The organism is Actinoplanes oblitus, assembly GCF_030252345.1.
GTDB classification, from domain to species: Bacteria; Actinomycetota; Actinomycetes; order Mycobacteriales; family Micromonosporaceae; genus Actinoplanes; species Actinoplanes oblitus.
In genome coordinates this window covers 43,762-60,902 of the sequence record NZ_CP126980.1, presented here as the reverse complement: position 1 = coordinate 60,902, position 17,141 = coordinate 43,762, and the positions used below count along the sequence as shown (strand labels likewise).

Sequence of the window (17,141 nt, the reverse complement as noted above, 5' to 3'; positions counted from 1 at the left end):
CCGAATGCTGCCCGTGGCGAATACTGTTCGCCAGCTAGCGTAATCAAGACAGCGTGCGGACAGGCACCCGCCGGGGCGAGAAAATACCCGGCGTCGACTTCTCGCGGGAGGCCGGGTGGCTTTTCAAGGTGGGCGCGGGGGCGCCTCCTGGCAGCTGGCGCTGCGGCGCGCGGCTCGTGGACTGCGGCCGCGCCGGGGTGGCCGGCGGACCATCTGGTCCGTCGGAGTTCCGCTGATCGCGCTGGCCGCGGGCCTGCTCTTCACCACGTCCGCGACCACCGCGGACGGGACGGCACTGCGTGACGACCGGCGGCCACAGCTGGCCCAGCTGATCGCCGACAAGCGGGACCGCCTGGCCGACAGCGAGAAACGGGCCGCCGCCCTGCGCGCCGGCGTCGACGCCGAGGCGGCCCGGCTCGCCGAGGTGGACACGCCGGTGAAAGACGCCCGCGAGCACGCCGACGCGGTCCGCGAGCCGGCCGGCTTCACCGCCCTGCACGGACCCGGCCTCACCGTCACCCTCAACGACTCACCGCGACGCGGATCCGACTTCGGTGACAACGCCCCCGACAACGACGATCTGGTCGTTCACCAGGGCGATGTCCAGGCGGTGGTGAACGCGATGTGGGCCGGCGGGGCCGAGGCCATGACGATCATGGATGTCCGCGTGATCAGCACGAGCGCGGTACGCTGTGTCGGCAACACGCTGCTCCTTCACAACCAGGTTTTCTCGCCACCATTCAAGATCACAGCGATCGGCGAACCCACAGCGATGCATCGTGCGTTGGAGTCCGCAGAAGGAGTCAGGCAGTTCCGCGAGGCCGTCACCGATTTCGGGCTCGGCTACGCGGAGAGAAACGAAAAGGATGTGACAGTGCCGGCGTACGACGGGTCGACCGACCTCCGATCCGCACAGGCTGCCCAGTGACGAGCACGCCCGCGGACTACCCGGGGAGCAGCCCGGCCGGCCGGGGACGGCACCGCGCTCCCGACTCCGAGGCCCAGACCGCGTACATCCCGCGGCTCAGCGACGCGTCGCCGGACGGGGTGCCCGGTGGCCCGCTGACCCCACCGGTGGGACTCGGCGCCAACGTGAGCCCGGCCGCGCCGGCCCGTTCCCCCCGCCTTCCCGAGGCGCCGCCGAGCCCCGCTCAGCCGGACGCCCCGGACACCGCGATCCTCGCGGCGGACGAGAGCGCGCAGCGGCGGATTCGCGCTGCCCGGGACTCCGCCCGTACCGAAAATGGTCTCGACGAGGTCAGCGCGGCCGCCGCGGCGGCCCGCCGCCGGGCGATGCCGTCGGCCCCGGCCGCGCCGGAGAGTTTCGATTTCTTCGCCCCCGCTCCCGACGAGGAGCCAAACCCGCTTTCGGTACGCACCGAAGCGTCCCCGGCGCCCGTCGGCGACACCCAGCAGTTCCCGGCCAGCGACCGGACCGCCGCCCGTGCCACCGAGCCGCTCCCGCGCGTCACCGACGTGCCCGTGCCCGCGGCTGACCTGCCCGGGCGTGCCGCCGACCGGCCCGCGCGAGCGGGCGAGCCCGCCGTGACGCCGGCCGGCGGACCGGTCTGGAGCACCCAGCCGACCCGCCCGCAGAGCCCCGCCCCGGCCGCGCCCGGCTGGTCCGCGGCCGCCGCCACGCCAGGCAGCCCCGCGGGTTGGTCCGCGCCGTCCAGCCCGCCCGGCAGTCCCGCCGGCTGGTCCCCGGATCCCGCCGCACCGAGCAGCCCCGCCGGTCGCACCGCAGCTCCCGCCACGCCGGGCAGCCCCGCCGGCTGGCCCGCGGAGGCCGCCGCGCCGAGCACCCCGGCCGACTGGTCCGCCGAGCCGACTCGGCAGACCGCACCGGTCTCCGGGCGGCGCGCCGCGGCGCCGGCCAGCCCGGCCGCTCCCGCCTGGGATCCGGACGCGACCGGTCGCATCGAGACCGCCGCCGCGCCGGCCTCCCCGGCCACCGCGTCCCCCGCCGCGCCGCCACTCGCCGCCACCGCGTCACCGGCGGGCGTGCCGACCGCCGCCGCCTGGGCGGCGCACCCGACCGCCCCGGTCACCGGCCAGCCGATCACCAGCACCCCGGAAACGGCCCGGAAATCCCCGGAGACGGCCGAAACCGCCGTTCCGGCATCCTGGGAGCCCTCCGGGGCCGCGACGCGTCCTCTGCCCGCTGCGAGCGGTCCGCCGATGGGCTCGAAGAACACCCGGTGGGCCAGCAACGAGCCGCTAGAGCCGAGCGATCCGGCCACCAACCCGATCGTCTCGGCCACCCGGGTCATCCCGACCCTCGACGCGCCGACCGGCGTCCTGCCCACCCTGACGCCGGGCGCCCCGCTGCCCGGCAAGCTGACCGTCCTGCCGCCCGGCAAGGCGGCCCAGGCCGCCCGCGAGGCCGCCGGCCCGGAGGCCGTGGTCGGCGCCGCCTCGATCAAGGACGTCCCGCCGGTCCTCGACGAGCCCGCCGCCGAGACCGCCGAGCCGGAACCGCCGAAACGCGGGGAGAAGGTCGTCAAGCTGCGCCCGGAGCAGACCGACGAGGGCTACAAGAGCGTCTACTCCGAGCTGACCCGCCCGACCACCGCGTCCCGGCTGCGCACCGGCATCCGCGGGGCCGGCGAGTTGATGATCACTTTCGGTCTGATCGTGCTGCTGTTCGCCGGCTACGAGGTCTTCGGCAACTCCGCCGAGGTGCAGGCCGAGCAGGACCACCTGGCTCAGGAGCTGGACCAGGCCTGGGCCGATCCGACCGTCGCGCCGACCAGCAAGGTGCAGGGTCCGGCCGCGCCGGGCGAGGCCCTGGTTGGCCGCCTCTACATCCCGAAGCTGGACAAGGAGTGGGTGGTCGTCGACGGTGTCCGTCCGCAGGACATCAAGTACGCCCCGGGCCACTACCCGGAGACCGCCAAGCCCGGCCAGATCGGCAACTTCTCGGTGGCCGGCCACCGGATCAAGAAGATCTTCTGGCGGCTGGACGAGCTGAAGCCCGGCGACGTGATCGGCGTGGAGACCCGCGAGAGCTGGTACGTCTACCAGGTCACCGGCCACCAGATCGTCACGCCCAACCAGGTCGAGGTGGTCGCCCCGGTGCCCAACAAGCCGGGCGAGACCCCGACCAAGGCGCTGCTCACGCTGACCACCTGCAACCCGAAGTTCAACAACTACCAGCGGCTGGTCGTGCACGCGGAACTGATGAAGACGGTGCCGCGGGACCAGACCAAGGCCGACGCCGGCATGCCGGCCGAGATGAAGACGAAGGCATAGCGGATGTACGCCTGGATCTGGCGCAAGCTCCCGGGTGCTGTCTGGAGCAAGCTGACCATGTCGATCGTGCTGCTCGCCGCGGTCGGCTCACTCCTGTGGTACGTGGTCTTCCCGTGGGCGACCCCGCTGCTGCCCTTCGACGACGTGCAGGTCGGCGACACCTCGCAGATCGACCCGAACTCGGTCGACCGGGACTCGCCGCTGCCCAACGGTGCGTCGCCGCACCCGGACGACTCCGCGCCGGACGCGATCCCGTACAGCACGACCTCCAACCATCCGGACCCCGGCGGCCTAGCAGGTGACTGACGTGCGCATCCTCGTCATTGACAACTACGACTCGTTCGTCTTCAACCTGGTGCAATATCTCGGCCAGCTCGGCGCCGACTGCGAGGTACGGCGCAACGACGAGATCACCGTCGCCGAGGCGGGCACACTCGGCGCGGACGGCATCCTGCTCTCGCCCGGCCCCGGCGAGCCGACCCGCGCCGGGATCATGCTCGACGTGATCCGCGAGTACGCCGGGAAACTCCCGCTCTTCGGCGTCTGCCTGGGCCATCAGGCGATCGGTGCGGCCTTCGGTGCCACTGTCACCCGCGCCCCGGAGCTGCTGCACGGCAAGACCTCGCTGGTCCACCACCAGGGCGTGGGTGTGCTGGCCGGCCTGCCCGACCCGTTCACCGCCACCCGGTACCACTCGCTGGCCGTGCTCGAGGAGACGCTGCCGGACGAGATCGAGGTGACCGGGCGTACCGAGTCCGGCGTGGTGATGGCGATGCGGCACCGCACGCTGCCGATCGAGGGTGTGCAGTTCCACCCGGAGTCGGTGCTCACCGAGGGCGGCCACACCATGCTGGCGAACTGGCTGGCCTCCTGCGGTCTGCCGGCCGCGCTGGAGCGCGCCCCGGAGCTGGCCGCCGAGGTGGAGCACCGGCGCCGGTCCGCCTTCGCCACCGCCTGATCACTTACCGACAAAGAAGCCGGCGACCTTTCGGTCGCCGGCTTCTTTCGTCAGAGGCGCGGGTTACTCGTTCGTCCCGTCGCCACCGCCGGTGCCGGTGGTGTCGGTCGGGGTCGGTGAGACCGACGAACTCGGGTCGGCCGACGGCTCCGTCGTCACCACGGTGATCGTGATGTTCGTGCCGCTGTCGACCTTGCTCTTCGGCTTCTTGCTCTGCTTGATGACCTTGCCCGGCTCCCCGCCGCCCTGCACATAGACGACCGGGTTGACGTTCAGCCCGGCGGCCTGCAGCAGCTCGATGGCGACGTCCTCGGACTTCCCGACCACGTTCGGCACGATGACCAGGTTGTTGTTCGAGACCAGCACCTCGATCGTGGTGCCCGGCTCGACCTCCTCGCCGGCGCTCTCCACCTTGACGACCTGGCCCTTCGGCGAGGCGCTGTCGACCTCTCGAATCTTCGGCTCCAGGCCTCGCTCCTTCAAGGCGTCCTCCGCCGCCCCCTGGGTGCTACCGACCAGGTTGTCCGGCACGGTCACCTTGTCCGGCGCGTTGCAGATGGTGAAGCCGACCGAGGTGGTGACCGGGATCACCGTGTTGGCAGCCGGGCTCTGCAGGGACACCGTGCCGTCGCAGTCCTTCTTCTGCTCGGTCTTCGGCTCAGCGATGTTGTTGAACCCGGCGGTGATCAAGGCGTTGCGGGCGTCTTTCTCCTTCTGGCCCTTCAGATCCGGCATCGCCGCCGTCTTCGGCTGGTTGTTGTTGCCGCTGTCGTTGTTCTTGTTCAACGCCAGCGCCACACCCAGCACGATCACCACCAGCACACCCAGACCGGCCAGTGCCGCCCACACCCAGGACTGCTTGTTGTCGCTCTGCGGCCGGCCGCCGCCGCCCATGGTGGTCGCCACCGGCCGCTGGATGGTGGTGGCGCCCTGCGGCTGCCACTGGTGCGGGCCGTTGTTCATCGCGACGGTCTCGGCCTGGCTCATCACCGGGGTGGCCATCACCGGACGGCCGGAGACCGCGCGCAGCGCGTCGGCGCGCATCTCCTGGGCACTCTGATAGCGGTTCAGCGGGTTCTTGGCGAGCGCCTTGAGCACGATGGCGTCGAGGTCCGGCGGGACGTCGCGGACGATCGAGCTCGGCGCTTTCGGGTCCTCGCGGACGTGCTGGTAGGCCACGCTGACCGGGCTGTCACCGACGAACGGCGGGTGCCCGACCAGCAGCTCGAAGAGGACACAGCCGGCCGCGTACACATCGGAACGGGCGTCGACGGACTCGCCGCGGGCCTGCTCGGGGGAGAGGTACTGCGCCGTGCCGATCACCGCGCTGGTCTGTGTCATCGTGGTGGCGCCGCTGGCCAGGGCCCGGGCGATACCGAAGTCCATGACCTTGACCTGGCCGTTCTGCGTGATCATCACGTTGCCGGGCTTGATGTCCCGGTGGATGATCCCGTGCCGGTGGCTGAACTCCAGCGCGGCGCAGATGTCGGCGATGATCTCGAGTGCCCGGCGTGGCTGGAGCCGCTGCTCCTGCGCCAGGACCTCCTTGAGAGTCCGTCCGTTGACGAACTCCATGACGATGAAGGGTTGCCTCTCGCCGGCGGCCGAGGTCTCCTCACCGGTGTCGTAGACCGCCACGATGGCAGGGTGGTTCAGTGCCGCGGAGTTCTGTGCCTCGCGCCGGAAACGCTCCTGGAAGGTGGCGTCCCGGGCCAGGTCCGTGCGGAGCATCTTGATCGCAACGTCCCGGCCAAGGCGGAGGTCGCGCCCCCGGTGCACCTCTGCCATGCCGCCGTAGCCGAGCAGCTCGCCGACCTGGTACCTGCCACCGAGCAGTCGGGCCTGCGCCGTCATAGCGTCTGTCGTCCTTCGTTCGGTCGGATCGGGCCGAGCTGGGGGTCGGCCCGCATAAGACGGTACGACGCCACCGACACCCGGTCGGCGGCCACGCCCATGCGGAGAATAGCCGCCGAGCTGCTCTGATCACCCAGCGCGATTTCGGCGGCGGCATTCGGTGTGCCATGTCGATACAGGAACGAGATGACTCCGGCACAGAGCAGGACCAGCAGAGCCAGAACCACGGCGAGCACGATCAGCACCTGACGGCCGAACGAACCCTCCGGCTTGGCCGCCGGCGCCTGGTGCGGATATCCGCTGTTCATCGGCGGGCCGGACGGCGGGCGGTAGTGCGGCGGCATCGGCGTGGCGACCGGCGGGGCCGACGACTGCACCGGCGGCACCGAGGACACCGGCGGGGCCGACGGCACCGAGGCGGCACCCCGGGCGCCGGAGATCGGCCGCGGCACCGAGGCGCGTGCCTGCTGCGACGGAGCCGGGCTGGTCGGGGTGGCCCGGACCGGCTGGCTCACCGGCGACTGCGCCGTGGTGGTCAGCGACGACGCGGCCTGCCGGGCCACCGCCGCCATCGCCGCGGCGCTGGGCCAGCGGGCGTTCGGATCCTTGGCCAGCGCGCGCTCCACGATGGCGCGAACGGCGGGCGGGATGTCGCCGGGCAGCGGGCGGGGCGTCTCCCGGACGTGCTTCATGGCGATCTCGATCGGGGTGGCCCCGTCGAACGGACGGTGCCCGGAGAGGCACTGGTAGGCGACCACGCCGAGGGCGTACACGTCGGACGCGGCGGTGGCCACGTCGCCGGCGGCCTGTTCGGGCGAGATGTACGACGCCGTGCCGAGCACCGCCCCGGCCACCGTCAGCTGCCCCACCAGCGCGGAGCGGGCGATGCCGAAGTCGGTGAGCACCAGCGTGCCGTTCGGCCGGACCAGCAGGTTGCCGGGTTTCACGTCGCGGTGCACGATCCCGTTGGCGTGCGCGGCCTGCAACGCGTCGGCGGCCTGCGCGACCAGCGCCATGGTCCGGGCCGGCGTGAGCCGGCCGACCCGGCTCAGCGTCCGGGACAGCGCGTCACCCTCGACGTACTCCATCACCAGGAAGGCGATCTGCTGGTCGCTGCCGTAGTCGTAGACGTCGACCACACCGGGGTGGTTGATCGTCGCCATGGTGCGCGCCTCGCCGCGGAACCGCTCGGCGAAGCCGGGCTCGTCGAGCAGCGCGGGCAGCAGGATCTTGACGGCGACGGTCCGGCCCAGCACGTCGTCAGTGCCGCGCCAGACATCACCCATACCGCCGCCGGCGATCCGCTCCTCCAAGCGGTAGCGCCCACCGAGCGTGACCCCCGGGCGGATCATGTCACTTTCCTCCCCCGCCGGCAGCGGCCTTCATGATCAGTCCGGCGATGCGAGCCGCTTCGGCGCTGGCGTGGCCACCGGAGACGTTCTCCAGCATGACGCAGACCGCGGAGACCGGATCACCCTTGTCGTTGAACGCGAAGCCGATGAACCATCCGTGCGGGTCGGCGCCCTCGGCGTTCTGCGCGGTACCGGTCTTGCCGCCGACGGTCAGCCCGTCGGTCTGCGCCTTCTTGCCGGTGCCGTTCTCGACGACGCTGATCATCATCTCTTTGAGCTTGCCGGCCACCGCGCTGTCGATCGGGCTGCTCTTCTTCTGCGGCGACGCGGTGTAGATCGTCCGGCGTTCCGAGCTGAGCAGTTTCTGCACCAGGTAGGGCCGCATCTGGTCGCCGCCGTTCGCCACCGTGGCGGCGATCAGCGCGCCCTGCATCGGCGTCATCCGCACGTCGCGCTGCCCGATCGAGGACTGGGCCAGCGCCGACTTGTCGGTGCTGCCGTCCGGGTTCGCGATGTCGCCGGTGTGGCTGGCCGCCACCGAGAGACCGTCGTGGCTCTCCAGGTTGCCGATCCGCAGGTCGCTCTCCTCGAAACCGAACGCCTTCGCGGTCTCCTTGACCTTGTCCGCGCCCAGTTTCACGCCGAGCTTGGCGTACCCGGTGTTGCAGCTCTCGGTCAGCGCCTCCTTGAGGGTGACCTCGCCGCCCGGGCAGACCTCCTCCTCGGAGTTCCGGATGGTCGCGCCGCCCTCCCGGTAGACGCTGCCGGCCGGGATCTCGGTGTCGACGTCGTAGCCGCTCTGCAGGGCGGCCGCCGAGACGATCACCTTGAACGTGGAGCCGGGCGGCAGGGTCTGCGACAGCGCCCGGTTCAGCATCGGCTGATCCTTGTCCGCGTTCAGCTTCTTATACGCCGACGCCGCCGCGTTCTTGTCGTGGGTGACCAGCTGGTTCGGGTCGTAGCTGGGCATCGAGACCAACGCCTGGATCGCCCCGGTACGCGGGTCGATGGCAACCGCCGCGCCCTTCTTCGCCCCGCGCTCGTTGTTGATCATCTGTTTCCAGGCGACCTCCTGAGCGGCGGTGTTCAGCGAGAGCAGCACGTTGCCGCCACCGGTCTTCTCCCCGGTGAACATGTCGGTGATCCGGTCACCGATGAGCTTGTCGCTCTCCCCGGAGAGGAAGTCGTTCTCGCTCTCCTCGATGCCGACCGAGCCCAGGTTGACCGGCTTGTAGCCGAGGACCGGAGCGTAGATCTCCTTCTTCGGGTACACCCGCAGGTACTTCAGGGTGTCGTCGGTCGCCTTGCTCTGGGCCAGGGCGTTGCCACCGGCCTCGATCACGCCACGGGGGCGTTCGTACTCGGCGACCTTCACCCGGCCGTTCCACGGGTGGGTGCGGTACTCGTCGGCCTTGTAGGCCTGGATCCAGTTCAGGTTCGCGAAGATCAGTCCGAACAGTACGAAGAGGACCACGCCGGACCTGCGCAGGGGGGCGTTCACGGCTTGATCACCTCCGTCATGGCGCCGTGCAACTGGGTGGGTGCTTTCTTCGGTCCGGGTCGTTCCGGTCCGCCACCGCCGACCGCCGGACCCCGGGAAGCGTTGGAGATGCGCAGCAGCATCGCGATGAGCAGCCAGTTCGCCATCAGCGAGGAGCCACCGGAGGACAGGAACGGCGTGGTCTGACCGGTCAGCGGGATCAGCCCGGTGATACCACCGAGGATCACGAAGACCTGCAGGCCGAGGGTGAACGACAGACCGCCGGCGACCAGCTTGCCGAACGAGTCACGCACCCCGATCGCGGCGCGCAGGCCGCGCATCGCGATCAGCACGTAGCAGACCAGCAGCGCGGAGAGACCGAAGAGGCCGATCTCCTCGCCCAGGCCGGCGAAGATGAAGTCGTTCTGCACCTCGGGGACCGAGAGCGGCGAGCCGGCGCCCGGCCCGGTGCCGAACAGGCCGCCGGTGCCCAGCCCGAGCAGGCCCTGGACCAGCTGGTAGCTGTTGCCGCTGGCCCGCTCGTAGTTGGCCTGGGAGAACGGGTTCAGCCAGATCTCCGCGCGGTCGTAGAAGTTGGCGAACGGTCCGCCGACCGAGGCGCCGAGCAGGTACGCCAGGTAGACGCCGCCGAAGAACAGCAGCAGACCGATGATCAGCCAGCTGGACCGCTCGGTGGCGACGTACAGCGTCACCACGAACAGGCCGAAGTAGAGCAGCGCGGTACCCAGGTCTTTCTCGAAGACCAGGACCAGGAGGCTGAACAGCCACACCGTGACGACCGGCCCGAGGTCCCGGCCGCGCGGGAAGTCGATGCCGAGGAACCGCTTGCTGGCCAGCGAGAGGACCTCACGCTTGCGCACCAGGTAGTACGCGAAGAAGGTGACCAGCATCAGCTTGGCGAACTCGCCCGGCTGGATGGAGAAGGCGCCCAGCTTGATCCACAGCTTGGCGCCGTTCACCTCGGAGATGCTGCCCGGCAGCACGGCCGGGATCATCATCAGCACGATGCCGGTGAGGCCCAGCGTGTACGCGTACTTCGAGACGTTCCGATGGTCGCGGATCAGCAGGAGCAGGGCCGCCGCCAGGATCAGCGCGATCAGGGTCCAGGCGAGCTGGCGCCCGCCGATCCCGGAGAAGATCCCCGGTGGCCCCTTCTTGTCGTTGATCGCGTTGGCGATGTCGATGCGGCGCAGGAACGCCACGCCGATGCCGTTGATCAGGGCGACGGTGGGGAGCAGCACCGGATCCGCGTACGGCGCGACGTAGCGGACCACGATGTGCAGGCCGAGGAAGAGGATGCTGAGCAGCGCGGCCGGCACCCAGAAGTTCGGCTGGAGCTGGTCGTACTTGTTGGCTTCCACGGTCGCGCCGAACGCCGCGACGAGCGCCATGGCGAAGGCCAGCAGACCCAGCTCGGCGTTACGGCGCGTCTTCAACCCCGGGATACGCGACATCTCACCCGTGGAGGCGGGCGAAGGAGCCGGTACAGCGGGCGCGGTCAAGAAAATCCCCAGACGTTGTAGGCCGTGCTCAGTCAGCGGTCCGGCAGCCGGTGTCGGCAGCCGCCGACCCGCTCTCGGACGGTTGCACGCTCGGCACGGTTCCCGGCGCTGACGTGGCGGTGGTCACGGCGGGCCGGACCGAAGCGGACGCGGCCGGGGTGGCACCGGCCACCGAGCAGACCGGCTTCAGATTCGGGTTGGACGGTTCGTCGCTGGTCAGGTCGGTGAGCGTGTTGCGCGCCTCGACCTGGCTGCCGGCGTGGATGCCCTCCCTGACCCGCTCCTGGGCGACAGTGGTCAGGTCGTCGAGGCGGACCGTGCTGGTCTCGCTCACCGTGGAGAGGTCCAGCCCGGCGATCCGCCCGGGCACGCCGCGGAAGATGGCCAGCTGGCCACCGTCTGTCGCGCCGACGTAGTACTGGTCCTGGGTGTACTGCCAGCCGGCCCAGAGGCCGCCGCCCAGCACCCCGAGCAGCGCCAGGACCAGCAGTGCGGTGCGCACCGGGTGGCCGGCCGGCTCCGGCTCGCGGTCGTAGCCGTCGGTCTCCGGCTGGGCCGGGCGCGGCGGCGGCTGCTTCAGTGCCGCCGCCCGGGAGGCGGGCGTCGAGGCGTCCGCCACTGTGGTGTTGCCCCGGTCGAGGGAGGCGGCGCCACCGACGATCGGCGCCTGCTCGACGATGTCCGCGTCGGTCGCGTCGGCGATCACCACGGAGATGTTGTCCGGTCCACCACCGCGCAGGGCGAGCTGCACCAGCCGCTCGACGCACGCCCGCGGGTCGGCGATCTCCCGCATGGTCTGGCCGATCGTCTCGCCGCTGACCACGCCGGACAGCCCGTCGCTGCAGATCAGATAGCGGTCGCCCTTGAGTACCTGGCGCACCGAGTACTCCGGGTCGATGTCGCGGCCGTCCAGCGCCCGGGTGAGCAGTGACCGCTGCGGGTGGCTGCTCGCCTCCTCGGGGCTGACCCGTCCCTCGTCGACCAGCATCTGGACGTACGTGTCGTCCTTGGTGATCTGCGCGAACTCGCCGTTGCGGAGCAGGTAGGCGCGCGAGTCACCGATGTGCACCATGCCGAACTTGCTGCCGGTGAAGAGCACCGCGGTGAGCGTGGTGCCCATCCCCTCCAGCTGGGGGTTCGCGTCGACGGTGTCCCGCAACTGCTGGTTCGCGGTGCCGACGGCATGCCGCAACGCGTCGACCAGCGCGTCCCCCGGGACGTCGTCGTCGAGGGGCGCCATCGCCGCGATGACGATGTTGGAGGCGACGTCACCGGCGGCCATGCCGCCCATGCCGTCCGCGACAGCCAGCAGCCGCGGCCCGGCGTAGACGGAGTCCTGGTTGAGGTCTCGGATCAGACCGCGGTCGCTCTGAGCGGCATAGCGCAGGGTCAGGGTCATGGCCGTAACTCGAGAGAAGTGCGTCCGATCCGGATCGGGACGCCAAGGGGAACGGGAGTGGGTCCGGAGACCTTACCGCGATCGAGGTAAGTGCCATTGGTCGAGCCGAGGTCCTCGACGAACCACTGCCCGTCCCGAGGCACCAGCCGGGCGTGCCGGGCCGACGCGAAATCGTCGGTGATGACCAGGGTCGAATCCTCGGCGCGACCGATAGTGATCGGGGCCTCGCCGAGGGTGATCCGGGTGCCGGCCAGCTGGCCGGCGGTCACCACCAGTTGCCGTGCCGCCTTACCGCGCTTGGCCTTCGCCGGCCGGCCCTGGAGGATCGCGCCACCCACCCCCCGAGGGCTGGCGACGATGCTCTTCGACCGGGCCCCCGCGAAGAGGTCCCGCCGGATCACCCCGACCACCGTGAACACGAAGATCCACAGCAGGATCAGGAAGCCGAACCGGGCGACGGTGAGGACGAATTCGGGCAACGCCGCTAGCCGTCCACTCGGAAGGTCAGCGTGGTCGTCCCCAGCTGGATCATGTCGCCCGGGTTCAGCGCCACGGCGGAGACGCGCTGGCCGTTGACCATCGTCCCGTTCGTCGAGCCGAGATCGGTCAGCACCACCTGGTTGCCGTCGTAGTCCAGCCGGGCGTGCCGGCGGGAGATGCCGACGTCCGGCAGCCGCAGGTTCGCCTGGTCGCCTCGGCCGATCACGGTCGAGCCCATCTGCAACGGGTAGGTCCGGCCGTCACCGGAGACCAGGCCGACGCTGCGCGGGCCACCGTGACCACCGTGCGGCGGCGGGTAACCACCGTGACCGCCGTGCTGGTCATAGGGCGAGTACTGCGGGCCGGCGTCGTAGGCCGGCTGCTGCACCGGGGCGACCTCGCCACCGGTGTAGACCTCCGCGGTCACCCGGAACATCCCGGTGTCCAGGCCGTCGCCCCGCTCGATCTCGACGATCACGTCGCCGTAGACCGTCCAGGCCTGCTCGCCGATGAACTCGGCCTGCGACTGGGCCAGCTCCTGCGCCAGGGCAGCCGCGTAGGGCGCCAGACGACCATGGTCGTAGGGCGACAGGTCGATCACGTAGCGGTTCGGCACGAGGGTGCGGCCACCAGCAAGGATCGCCTTGTGTGCCTCGGCCTCCCGCTGCATGGCATTCAGGATCTCCACTGGGTGCACGACACCCTTGAACACCTTCGCGAAGGCCCCCTCGACCAGGCCTTCCAATCGCTTCTCAAAGCGCTGCAGCACGCTCACCGGCTCCTCCTCGGGTTCCGAGGACATGATGGTATCCGGCCGCCGCTTGTGCATCTGTAGCCCAAGAGCAGCCGGCACTTCTGACCCTCGTATGACGCCCCACGGCGCCGTGCTAGTGTTTCCTCCGTCGCGGGGCGATATCAACTCGCTTGGTACTCAACTCGCTTGGTAACGTGCGACAGCGTAGTCTGTCGCAGGCAGTAACCAGAAACAGCCCCGCAGGGGGCGGTTTCAAAGGTCACCGAGACCAGTTATATGATCTTAGGCGACCAAGTCACATGGGGATGTGGCGGAATGGCAGACGCGCACGGTTCAGGTCCGTGTGTCCGAAAGGACGTGGGGGTTCAACTCCCCCCATCCCCACAAGAGGCCGGGGGCCCTCTGTTCGCGGAAAGCGCGAACGGGGGGCCTCTCGTCATATCTGCCCCGGGGGCCGAGGCCCCCGGAAACCCCGCGTCACGGTGGGCGCGGCGGGTGGCGAGGGTCACGGTCGGTTGTGGTCGGGGCTCGCCCTTCCGGCTTCGCCATCTTTGATCAAGATCTTTTTCGGTACGCCGGGGGCTTACGTCCGAGACGTTGTCTCGGGGGTGTGAGTCAACGATTGGGTGAAGTTGTGGGCGGCGGTATGCTCGCCCGCCTGTTGGGTGGAAGTTCCGTCTGAGCGTGGGGTGTGGTCGTGTCCGCTGTGCCTGCTGGGGTTGACCAGGGGAAGCGCAACGTCCTTGGGGTGCTGGTGGATGCGACGGACTACGCGTCGGCCACCGAGCGGATCATCGCGGCGGCTCGCGAGGGGCGGCCGTTCGCGGTCACCGCGCTGGCCGTGCACGGGGTGATGACCGGGGTGCAGGATCCGGCCCACGAGGCCCGGCTGAACTCCTTCGACCTGGTGACCCCGGACGGGCAGCCGGTCCGCTGGGCGCTGAACCTGCTGCACGGGGCCGGGCTGACCGACCGGGTCTACGGGCCGACGCTGACCCTCAAGGTGGTCGAGCGGGCCGCCGCCGAGGGCCTGCCGATCTACCTGTACGGCTCGACCCAGCCGACCCTGGACCGCCTGGTGCCGGCGCTGCTCGGGATGTTCCCGGCCCTGAAGATCGCCGGGGTGGAGGCCTCCAAGTTCCGCGGTGCGAACCCGGGCGAGGAGGCGGAGATCGCCGAGCGGATCAAGGCGTCCGGGGCGCGGATCGTGCTGGTCGGTCTGGGCTGCCCGCGGCAGGAGGTGTTCACCTACGCGATGCGGCCGCTGCTGGACATGCCGCTGCTGGCCGTCGGTGCCGCCTTCGACTACCACGCCGGCCTGCTGAAGAACCCGCCCGCGTGGATGCAGAAATACGCGCTGGAGTGGCTGTGGCGCCTCGGCCTGGAGCCGAAGCGCCTGTGGAAGCGGTACGTACTGCTGAACCCGGCCTACCTGTCCCGGCTGGCCGCGCAGAAGACCGGGCTGTGGAAGGCCACCCCGGCGGCGCCGACCGGCGAGCCGGTCCGCGGCTTCGCGGTCTGACCCGACCGCCGGCGGCCGCGCGGCTCACGGGCTGATCATCAGCGTCCGGCAGCCGACAGTGCGGCGCTGGTCACACCGTTGCCGGCCGGTTCGTCCACATAGGCGCATCGGTCGGCGGCGGCGCGTGATCGACTGACTACCCTCGGGACTGAAAGCGGCCCCTAAGGGTCGGCGCTGGGGGCATATCCCGGTTTCGCCGCGTGCGCGGCAGGTGAACGCTGTCGATGTGGACACCGTTGTGGACGTGACACTGATCGGCACTCTCGCCGCCGTCTGGCTCGCCGCCGGACTCCTGGCCGACGGGCTCTCGACGGCCGGCACCGCGCTGCTCATGCGTCGCCGGGCCCGGCTGCTCACCGGTCTGATCGCCGCCGGAGCGGGGATCTTCGTCGCGGTGCCGACGGTCACCGCGCTGACCCCGGGCGTCTCGGCGGCGCCCACGGCGGCGTTGCTGCCGGCCCTGCCGGCACTGATCGTGCTGACCGCCGGGCTGCGCCGGCTGAGCTGGGTGCGTCGCGGCGCGGGCGCCTTCGCGACCGCCCCGCTGGCCCCCGTGCCACCGGCACTGCGCGCCGCCGCGGCGCACCCGCTGATCGCCGCGCCGTTGCAGGTGGCCGGCCTGGCCGCGGTGGTGGGCCTGCCGCTCGCGGCCGGTCTGGTCCAGTTGCCCGGCGACGGCGTGCCGGCCACCACGGGTTTCCCCGGCCTCGCCGGCGTCGCGCTCACCCTGGTCGCGGCGGCCGTCGTGGCGATCGGCGTCCGCGCCGTCCTGCGCCACAGCCGCCTGGCCCCACTGGTCCTGGCCCCCATCAGCCACGCCCGCGAGCGCGTCCGCGCCACCGCCCGCTGACCAACGCCCCCCGCGCCACCGCCCACCGACCAACGACGTCCCGCGCTAACGCCCGCTGACCCACGACGGCCGCGCCACCGCCCGCCGACCAACGATGCCCGCCGGCACCACCGGCCACCGCGACAACGGTGTGCCGGGATCGTCGGTGTGGCGACGGGCAGGCTGTGGACAGGGCAGCGACGATACCGGGGGGTTGGTTCTCGGCTCCGTGACCACCCACGGACGTCGCCCTTGCGGGCTGAGCGCTCTGGACGCGCAGCGGCCAGCTCAGACCGGAAGGGTCCCTGGCGGGAGCGACGATCGGTGATCAGCGCGGGTCCGAGTCATCGGGCATTTGATCCTCAATTCGCGCAGCCGCTCAGACCGGAAGGGTCCCCGGCGGGAGCGACGATCAGTGATCAGCGCGGATCCGAGTCATCCGTCTCTTGAGATTCGGCAGCTCAGTGCTGCTTCTTCGCCTCTTGCACGTAGAGCAGCTCCAGGATGGAGCGGGCCGCCTCGAACCAGCGGTCCAGCCAGTCGGACTGCGGCAAGGTGCCGCGGGCCGGCAGCTCCAGGAGCAGGCCGCGGAGCAGCGGGTGGTCGGCCATCGAGGCATTCGCCGGGGCGTCGGTCCAGCTCGACGTGAAGACCGGCTCGGTCAGGCCCTGCAGGTCGAGCGAGGGCAGCTTGGCCGCCCGATCCAGCGCGCTGGTCGGCTCGATGCTGTGCGAGCGTCCGGGCGAGCGGGTCGGCAGACCCGAACTGCCGCGCGACAGGAGTTCGCCGTCGCTGTGGTCGCCGCTCAGCGCATCGCGCCGGCCCTGCCGGTACGCGCTCACGCCCCCGCTGAATCGGTCCTGCGCCGTCGCCGAGCCGTTGCTGAGGTTCTCCGAACCAATCGTCATGTCACTGCCTTGCCTCGTGGAGGATTCGTCCCGGCCGGTCAGCGCGGTCCGGTCCGCGCTTGGAACATTCAACGAGGCGCGCCGCTCGAGGCGACGGAAAAATCGGGCAAATGGTCACAGCCGACGCGTCGGCGCAGGTCAGGGCGCCGACGCGGAAGGCTTTGAAGGATCGGACCGCGGGTTAGAGGTCGAACTCGCCGTCCTTGGCGCCGCCGACGAAGGCGTCCCACTCGGCCTGCGTGAAGATGAGCGCCGGACCGGCCGGGTTCTTGGAGTCGCGTACGGCGATGGCGTCGTCGACGAACGCCACTTCAACACAGTTGTCGCTGTCTGCCCCACTGCGGGTGCTCTTGAACCACTGCGCCTGGCTCAGATCGATCCGCAGGCCTTTGACCTCGAATTCCACGATCGCTCCTCATGTCGGGGGTGAGTACCGATCTCGGCGGGATACGGAGCCGTCCGATCCGCCTCCATCGAGCCCCACCAAAAGATCGATGGGACCGTTCTGAATGCAGTAACGACCGTGGGTACGCCGGGACGCGCGCGACGGTTGAGGTTCTCCGAACGGGGTAATCCCATTGGACAAGTTGGATCCTGGCAGCTCAGTGGCGTTTGGACAGTGATTGTCAGGGTTTAACGGTTATTGTCCGAATTGCTCCTAACAATGTGGATCATGCGGCAAATTTGGTACACATTGGCACTACCAGCGAAAGCATCTAGATCACCTAGCGAGACGCCATGATCACGGACGATCACCGAAGAGGGACATGCAACTTGCATCGACGACACTGGTGGTGCAATCTTTCCGTATGGCTTGCATCACGCAA

The 17,141-nt window shown here is 70.2% G+C and carries 15 protein-coding genes and 1 tRNA gene; 7 read left to right on the top strand and 9 right to left on the bottom strand.

Translation table 11 applies throughout. From position 1 onward, the window contains the following. Positions 1-115 precede the first annotated feature (115 nt). From Actob_RS00270 to Actob_RS00255, 4 genes are read left to right on the top strand one after another with little or no spacing between them, the layout of a single operon-like run. The gene (locus Actob_RS00270) at positions 116-928 is read left to right on the top strand and encodes a DUF881 domain-containing protein (protein ID WP_407653526.1); all 813 of its coding nucleotides are present in this window, start codon (positions 116-118) and stop codon (positions 926-928) included. Then, on the top strand, positions 925-3,255 hold the full coding sequence (locus tag Actob_RS00265) for a class E sortase (protein ID WP_284917886.1): 2,331 nt from the start codon (positions 925-927) through the stop codon (positions 3,253-3,255). The genes Actob_RS00270 and Actob_RS00265 overlap by 4 nt, the downstream gene beginning before the upstream one ends. Before the next feature lie 3 nt (positions 3,256-3,258). After that, a complete protein-coding gene (locus Actob_RS00260; protein ID WP_284917885.1) occupies positions 3,259-3,561 on the top strand; it encodes a hypothetical protein in 303 nt (100 codons plus the stop codon). Position 3,562: 1 nt separating this feature from the next. Continuing rightward, a complete protein-coding gene (locus Actob_RS00255; RefSeq protein WP_284917884.1) occupies positions 3,563-4,213 on the top strand; it encodes an aminodeoxychorismate/anthranilate synthase component II in 651 nt (216 codons plus the stop codon). A 63-nt stretch (positions 4,214-4,276) separates the two neighbouring features. Here Actob_RS00255 and pknB read toward each other — a convergent pair whose 3' ends face one another. From pknB to Actob_RS00220, 7 genes are all read right to left on the bottom strand, one after another. Next, a complete protein-coding gene (gene pknB / locus Actob_RS00250; protein ID WP_284917883.1) occupies positions 4,277-6,067 on the bottom strand; it encodes a Stk1 family PASTA domain-containing Ser/Thr kinase in 1,791 nt (596 codons plus the stop codon). Beyond that, complete coding sequence (locus Actob_RS00245; RefSeq protein WP_284917881.1) at positions 6,064-7,419, bottom strand: serine/threonine-protein kinase; 1,356 nt, start codon at positions 7,417-7,419, stop codon at positions 6,064-6,066. Before Actob_RS00245 ends, pknB begins: the two co-directional genes overlap by 4 nt. Before the next feature lies 1 nt (position 7,420). Then, positions 7,421-8,920, bottom strand: a complete 1,500-nt coding sequence (locus Actob_RS00240; protein WP_284917880.1) for a peptidoglycan D,D-transpeptidase FtsI family protein — start codon at positions 8,918-8,920, stop codon at positions 7,421-7,423. Further along, positions 8,917-10,374, bottom strand: coding sequence for an FtsW/RodA/SpoVE family cell cycle protein (locus Actob_RS00235; RefSeq protein WP_284917878.1), 1,458 nt, complete (start codon positions 10,372-10,374; stop codon positions 8,917-8,919). The genes Actob_RS00240 and Actob_RS00235 overlap by 4 nt, the downstream gene beginning before the upstream one ends. 76 nt (positions 10,375-10,450) lie before the next feature. Continuing rightward, positions 10,451-11,821 carry a PP2C family protein-serine/threonine phosphatase gene (locus Actob_RS00230; protein ID WP_284917877.1) on the bottom strand — a complete coding sequence of 457 codons (1,371 nt, stop codon included), beginning with the start codon at positions 11,819-11,821 and terminating at the stop codon, positions 10,451-10,453. Continuing rightward, positions 11,818-12,300, bottom strand: a complete 483-nt coding sequence (locus Actob_RS00225) for an FHA domain-containing protein FhaB/FipA (protein WP_185038479.1) — start codon at positions 12,298-12,300, stop codon at positions 11,818-11,820. Before Actob_RS00225 ends, Actob_RS00230 begins: the two co-directional genes overlap by 4 nt. Positions 12,301-12,305: 5 nt before the next feature. Next, complete coding sequence (locus tag Actob_RS00220; RefSeq protein WP_185038478.1) at positions 12,306-13,103, bottom strand: FhaA domain-containing protein; 798 nt, start codon at positions 13,101-13,103, stop codon at positions 12,306-12,308. 253 nt (positions 13,104-13,356) lie between these two features. Here Actob_RS00220 and Actob_RS00215 point away from each other — a divergent pair. From Actob_RS00215 to Actob_RS00205, 3 genes are all read left to right on the top strand, one after another. After that, positions 13,357-13,439 (top strand) — tRNA-Leu (locus Actob_RS00215). Positions 13,440-13,761: 322 nt separating this feature from the next. Next, positions 13,762-14,577 carry a WecB/TagA/CpsF family glycosyltransferase gene (locus tag Actob_RS00210; RefSeq protein ID WP_284917876.1) on the top strand — a complete coding sequence of 272 codons (816 nt, stop codon included), beginning with the start codon at positions 13,762-13,764 and terminating at the stop codon, positions 14,575-14,577. Between the two features lie 226 nt (positions 14,578-14,803). Beyond that, entirely contained in the window at positions 14,804-15,427 is a 624-nt protein-coding gene (locus tag Actob_RS00205) for a hypothetical protein (RefSeq protein WP_284917875.1), read from the top strand. A 440-nt stretch (positions 15,428-15,867) separates the two neighbouring features. Here Actob_RS00205 and Actob_RS00200 read toward each other — a convergent pair whose 3' ends face one another. Together Actob_RS00200 and Actob_RS00195 are read right to left on the bottom strand one after the other, a co-directional pair. Next, entirely contained in the window at positions 15,868-16,314 is a 447-nt protein-coding gene (locus Actob_RS00200; RefSeq protein ID WP_284917874.1) for a hypothetical protein, read from the bottom strand. Positions 16,315-16,495: 181 nt separating this feature from the next. Continuing rightward, positions 16,496-16,720, bottom strand: a complete 225-nt coding sequence (locus Actob_RS00195) for a DUF397 domain-containing protein (protein WP_284917873.1) — start codon at positions 16,718-16,720, stop codon at positions 16,496-16,498. Positions 16,721-17,141: the final 421 nt, after the last annotated feature.

Bases quoted from the DNA above. Each gene is read 5' to 3' on its own strand.
- Actob_RS00260 (WP_284917885.1), top strand. From the start codon at position 3,259: ATGTACGCCTGGATCTGGCGCAAGCTCCCGGGTGCTGTCTGGAGCAAG.
- pknB (WP_284917883.1), bottom strand. From the start codon at position 6,067: ATGACGGCGCAGGCCCGACTGCTCGGTGGCAGGTACCAGGTCGGCGAG.
- Actob_RS00245 (WP_284917881.1), bottom strand. From the start codon at position 7,419: ATGATCCGCCCGGGGGTCACGCTCGGTGGGCGCTACCGCTTGGAGGAG.
- Actob_RS00235 (WP_284917878.1), bottom strand. From the start codon at position 10,374: ATGTCGCGTATCCCGGGGTTGAAGACGCGCCGTAACGCCGAGCTGGGT.
- Actob_RS00230 (WP_284917877.1), bottom strand. From the start codon at position 11,821: ATGACCCTGACCCTGCGCTATGCCGCTCAGAGCGACCGCGGTCTGATC.
- Actob_RS00220 (WP_185038478.1), bottom strand. From the start codon at position 13,103: ATGTCCTCGGAACCCGAGGAGGAGCCGGTGAGCGTGCTGCAGCGCTTT.
- Actob_RS00200 (WP_284917874.1), bottom strand. From the start codon at position 16,314: ATGACGATTGGTTCGGAGAACCTCAGCAACGGCTCGGCGACGGCGCAG.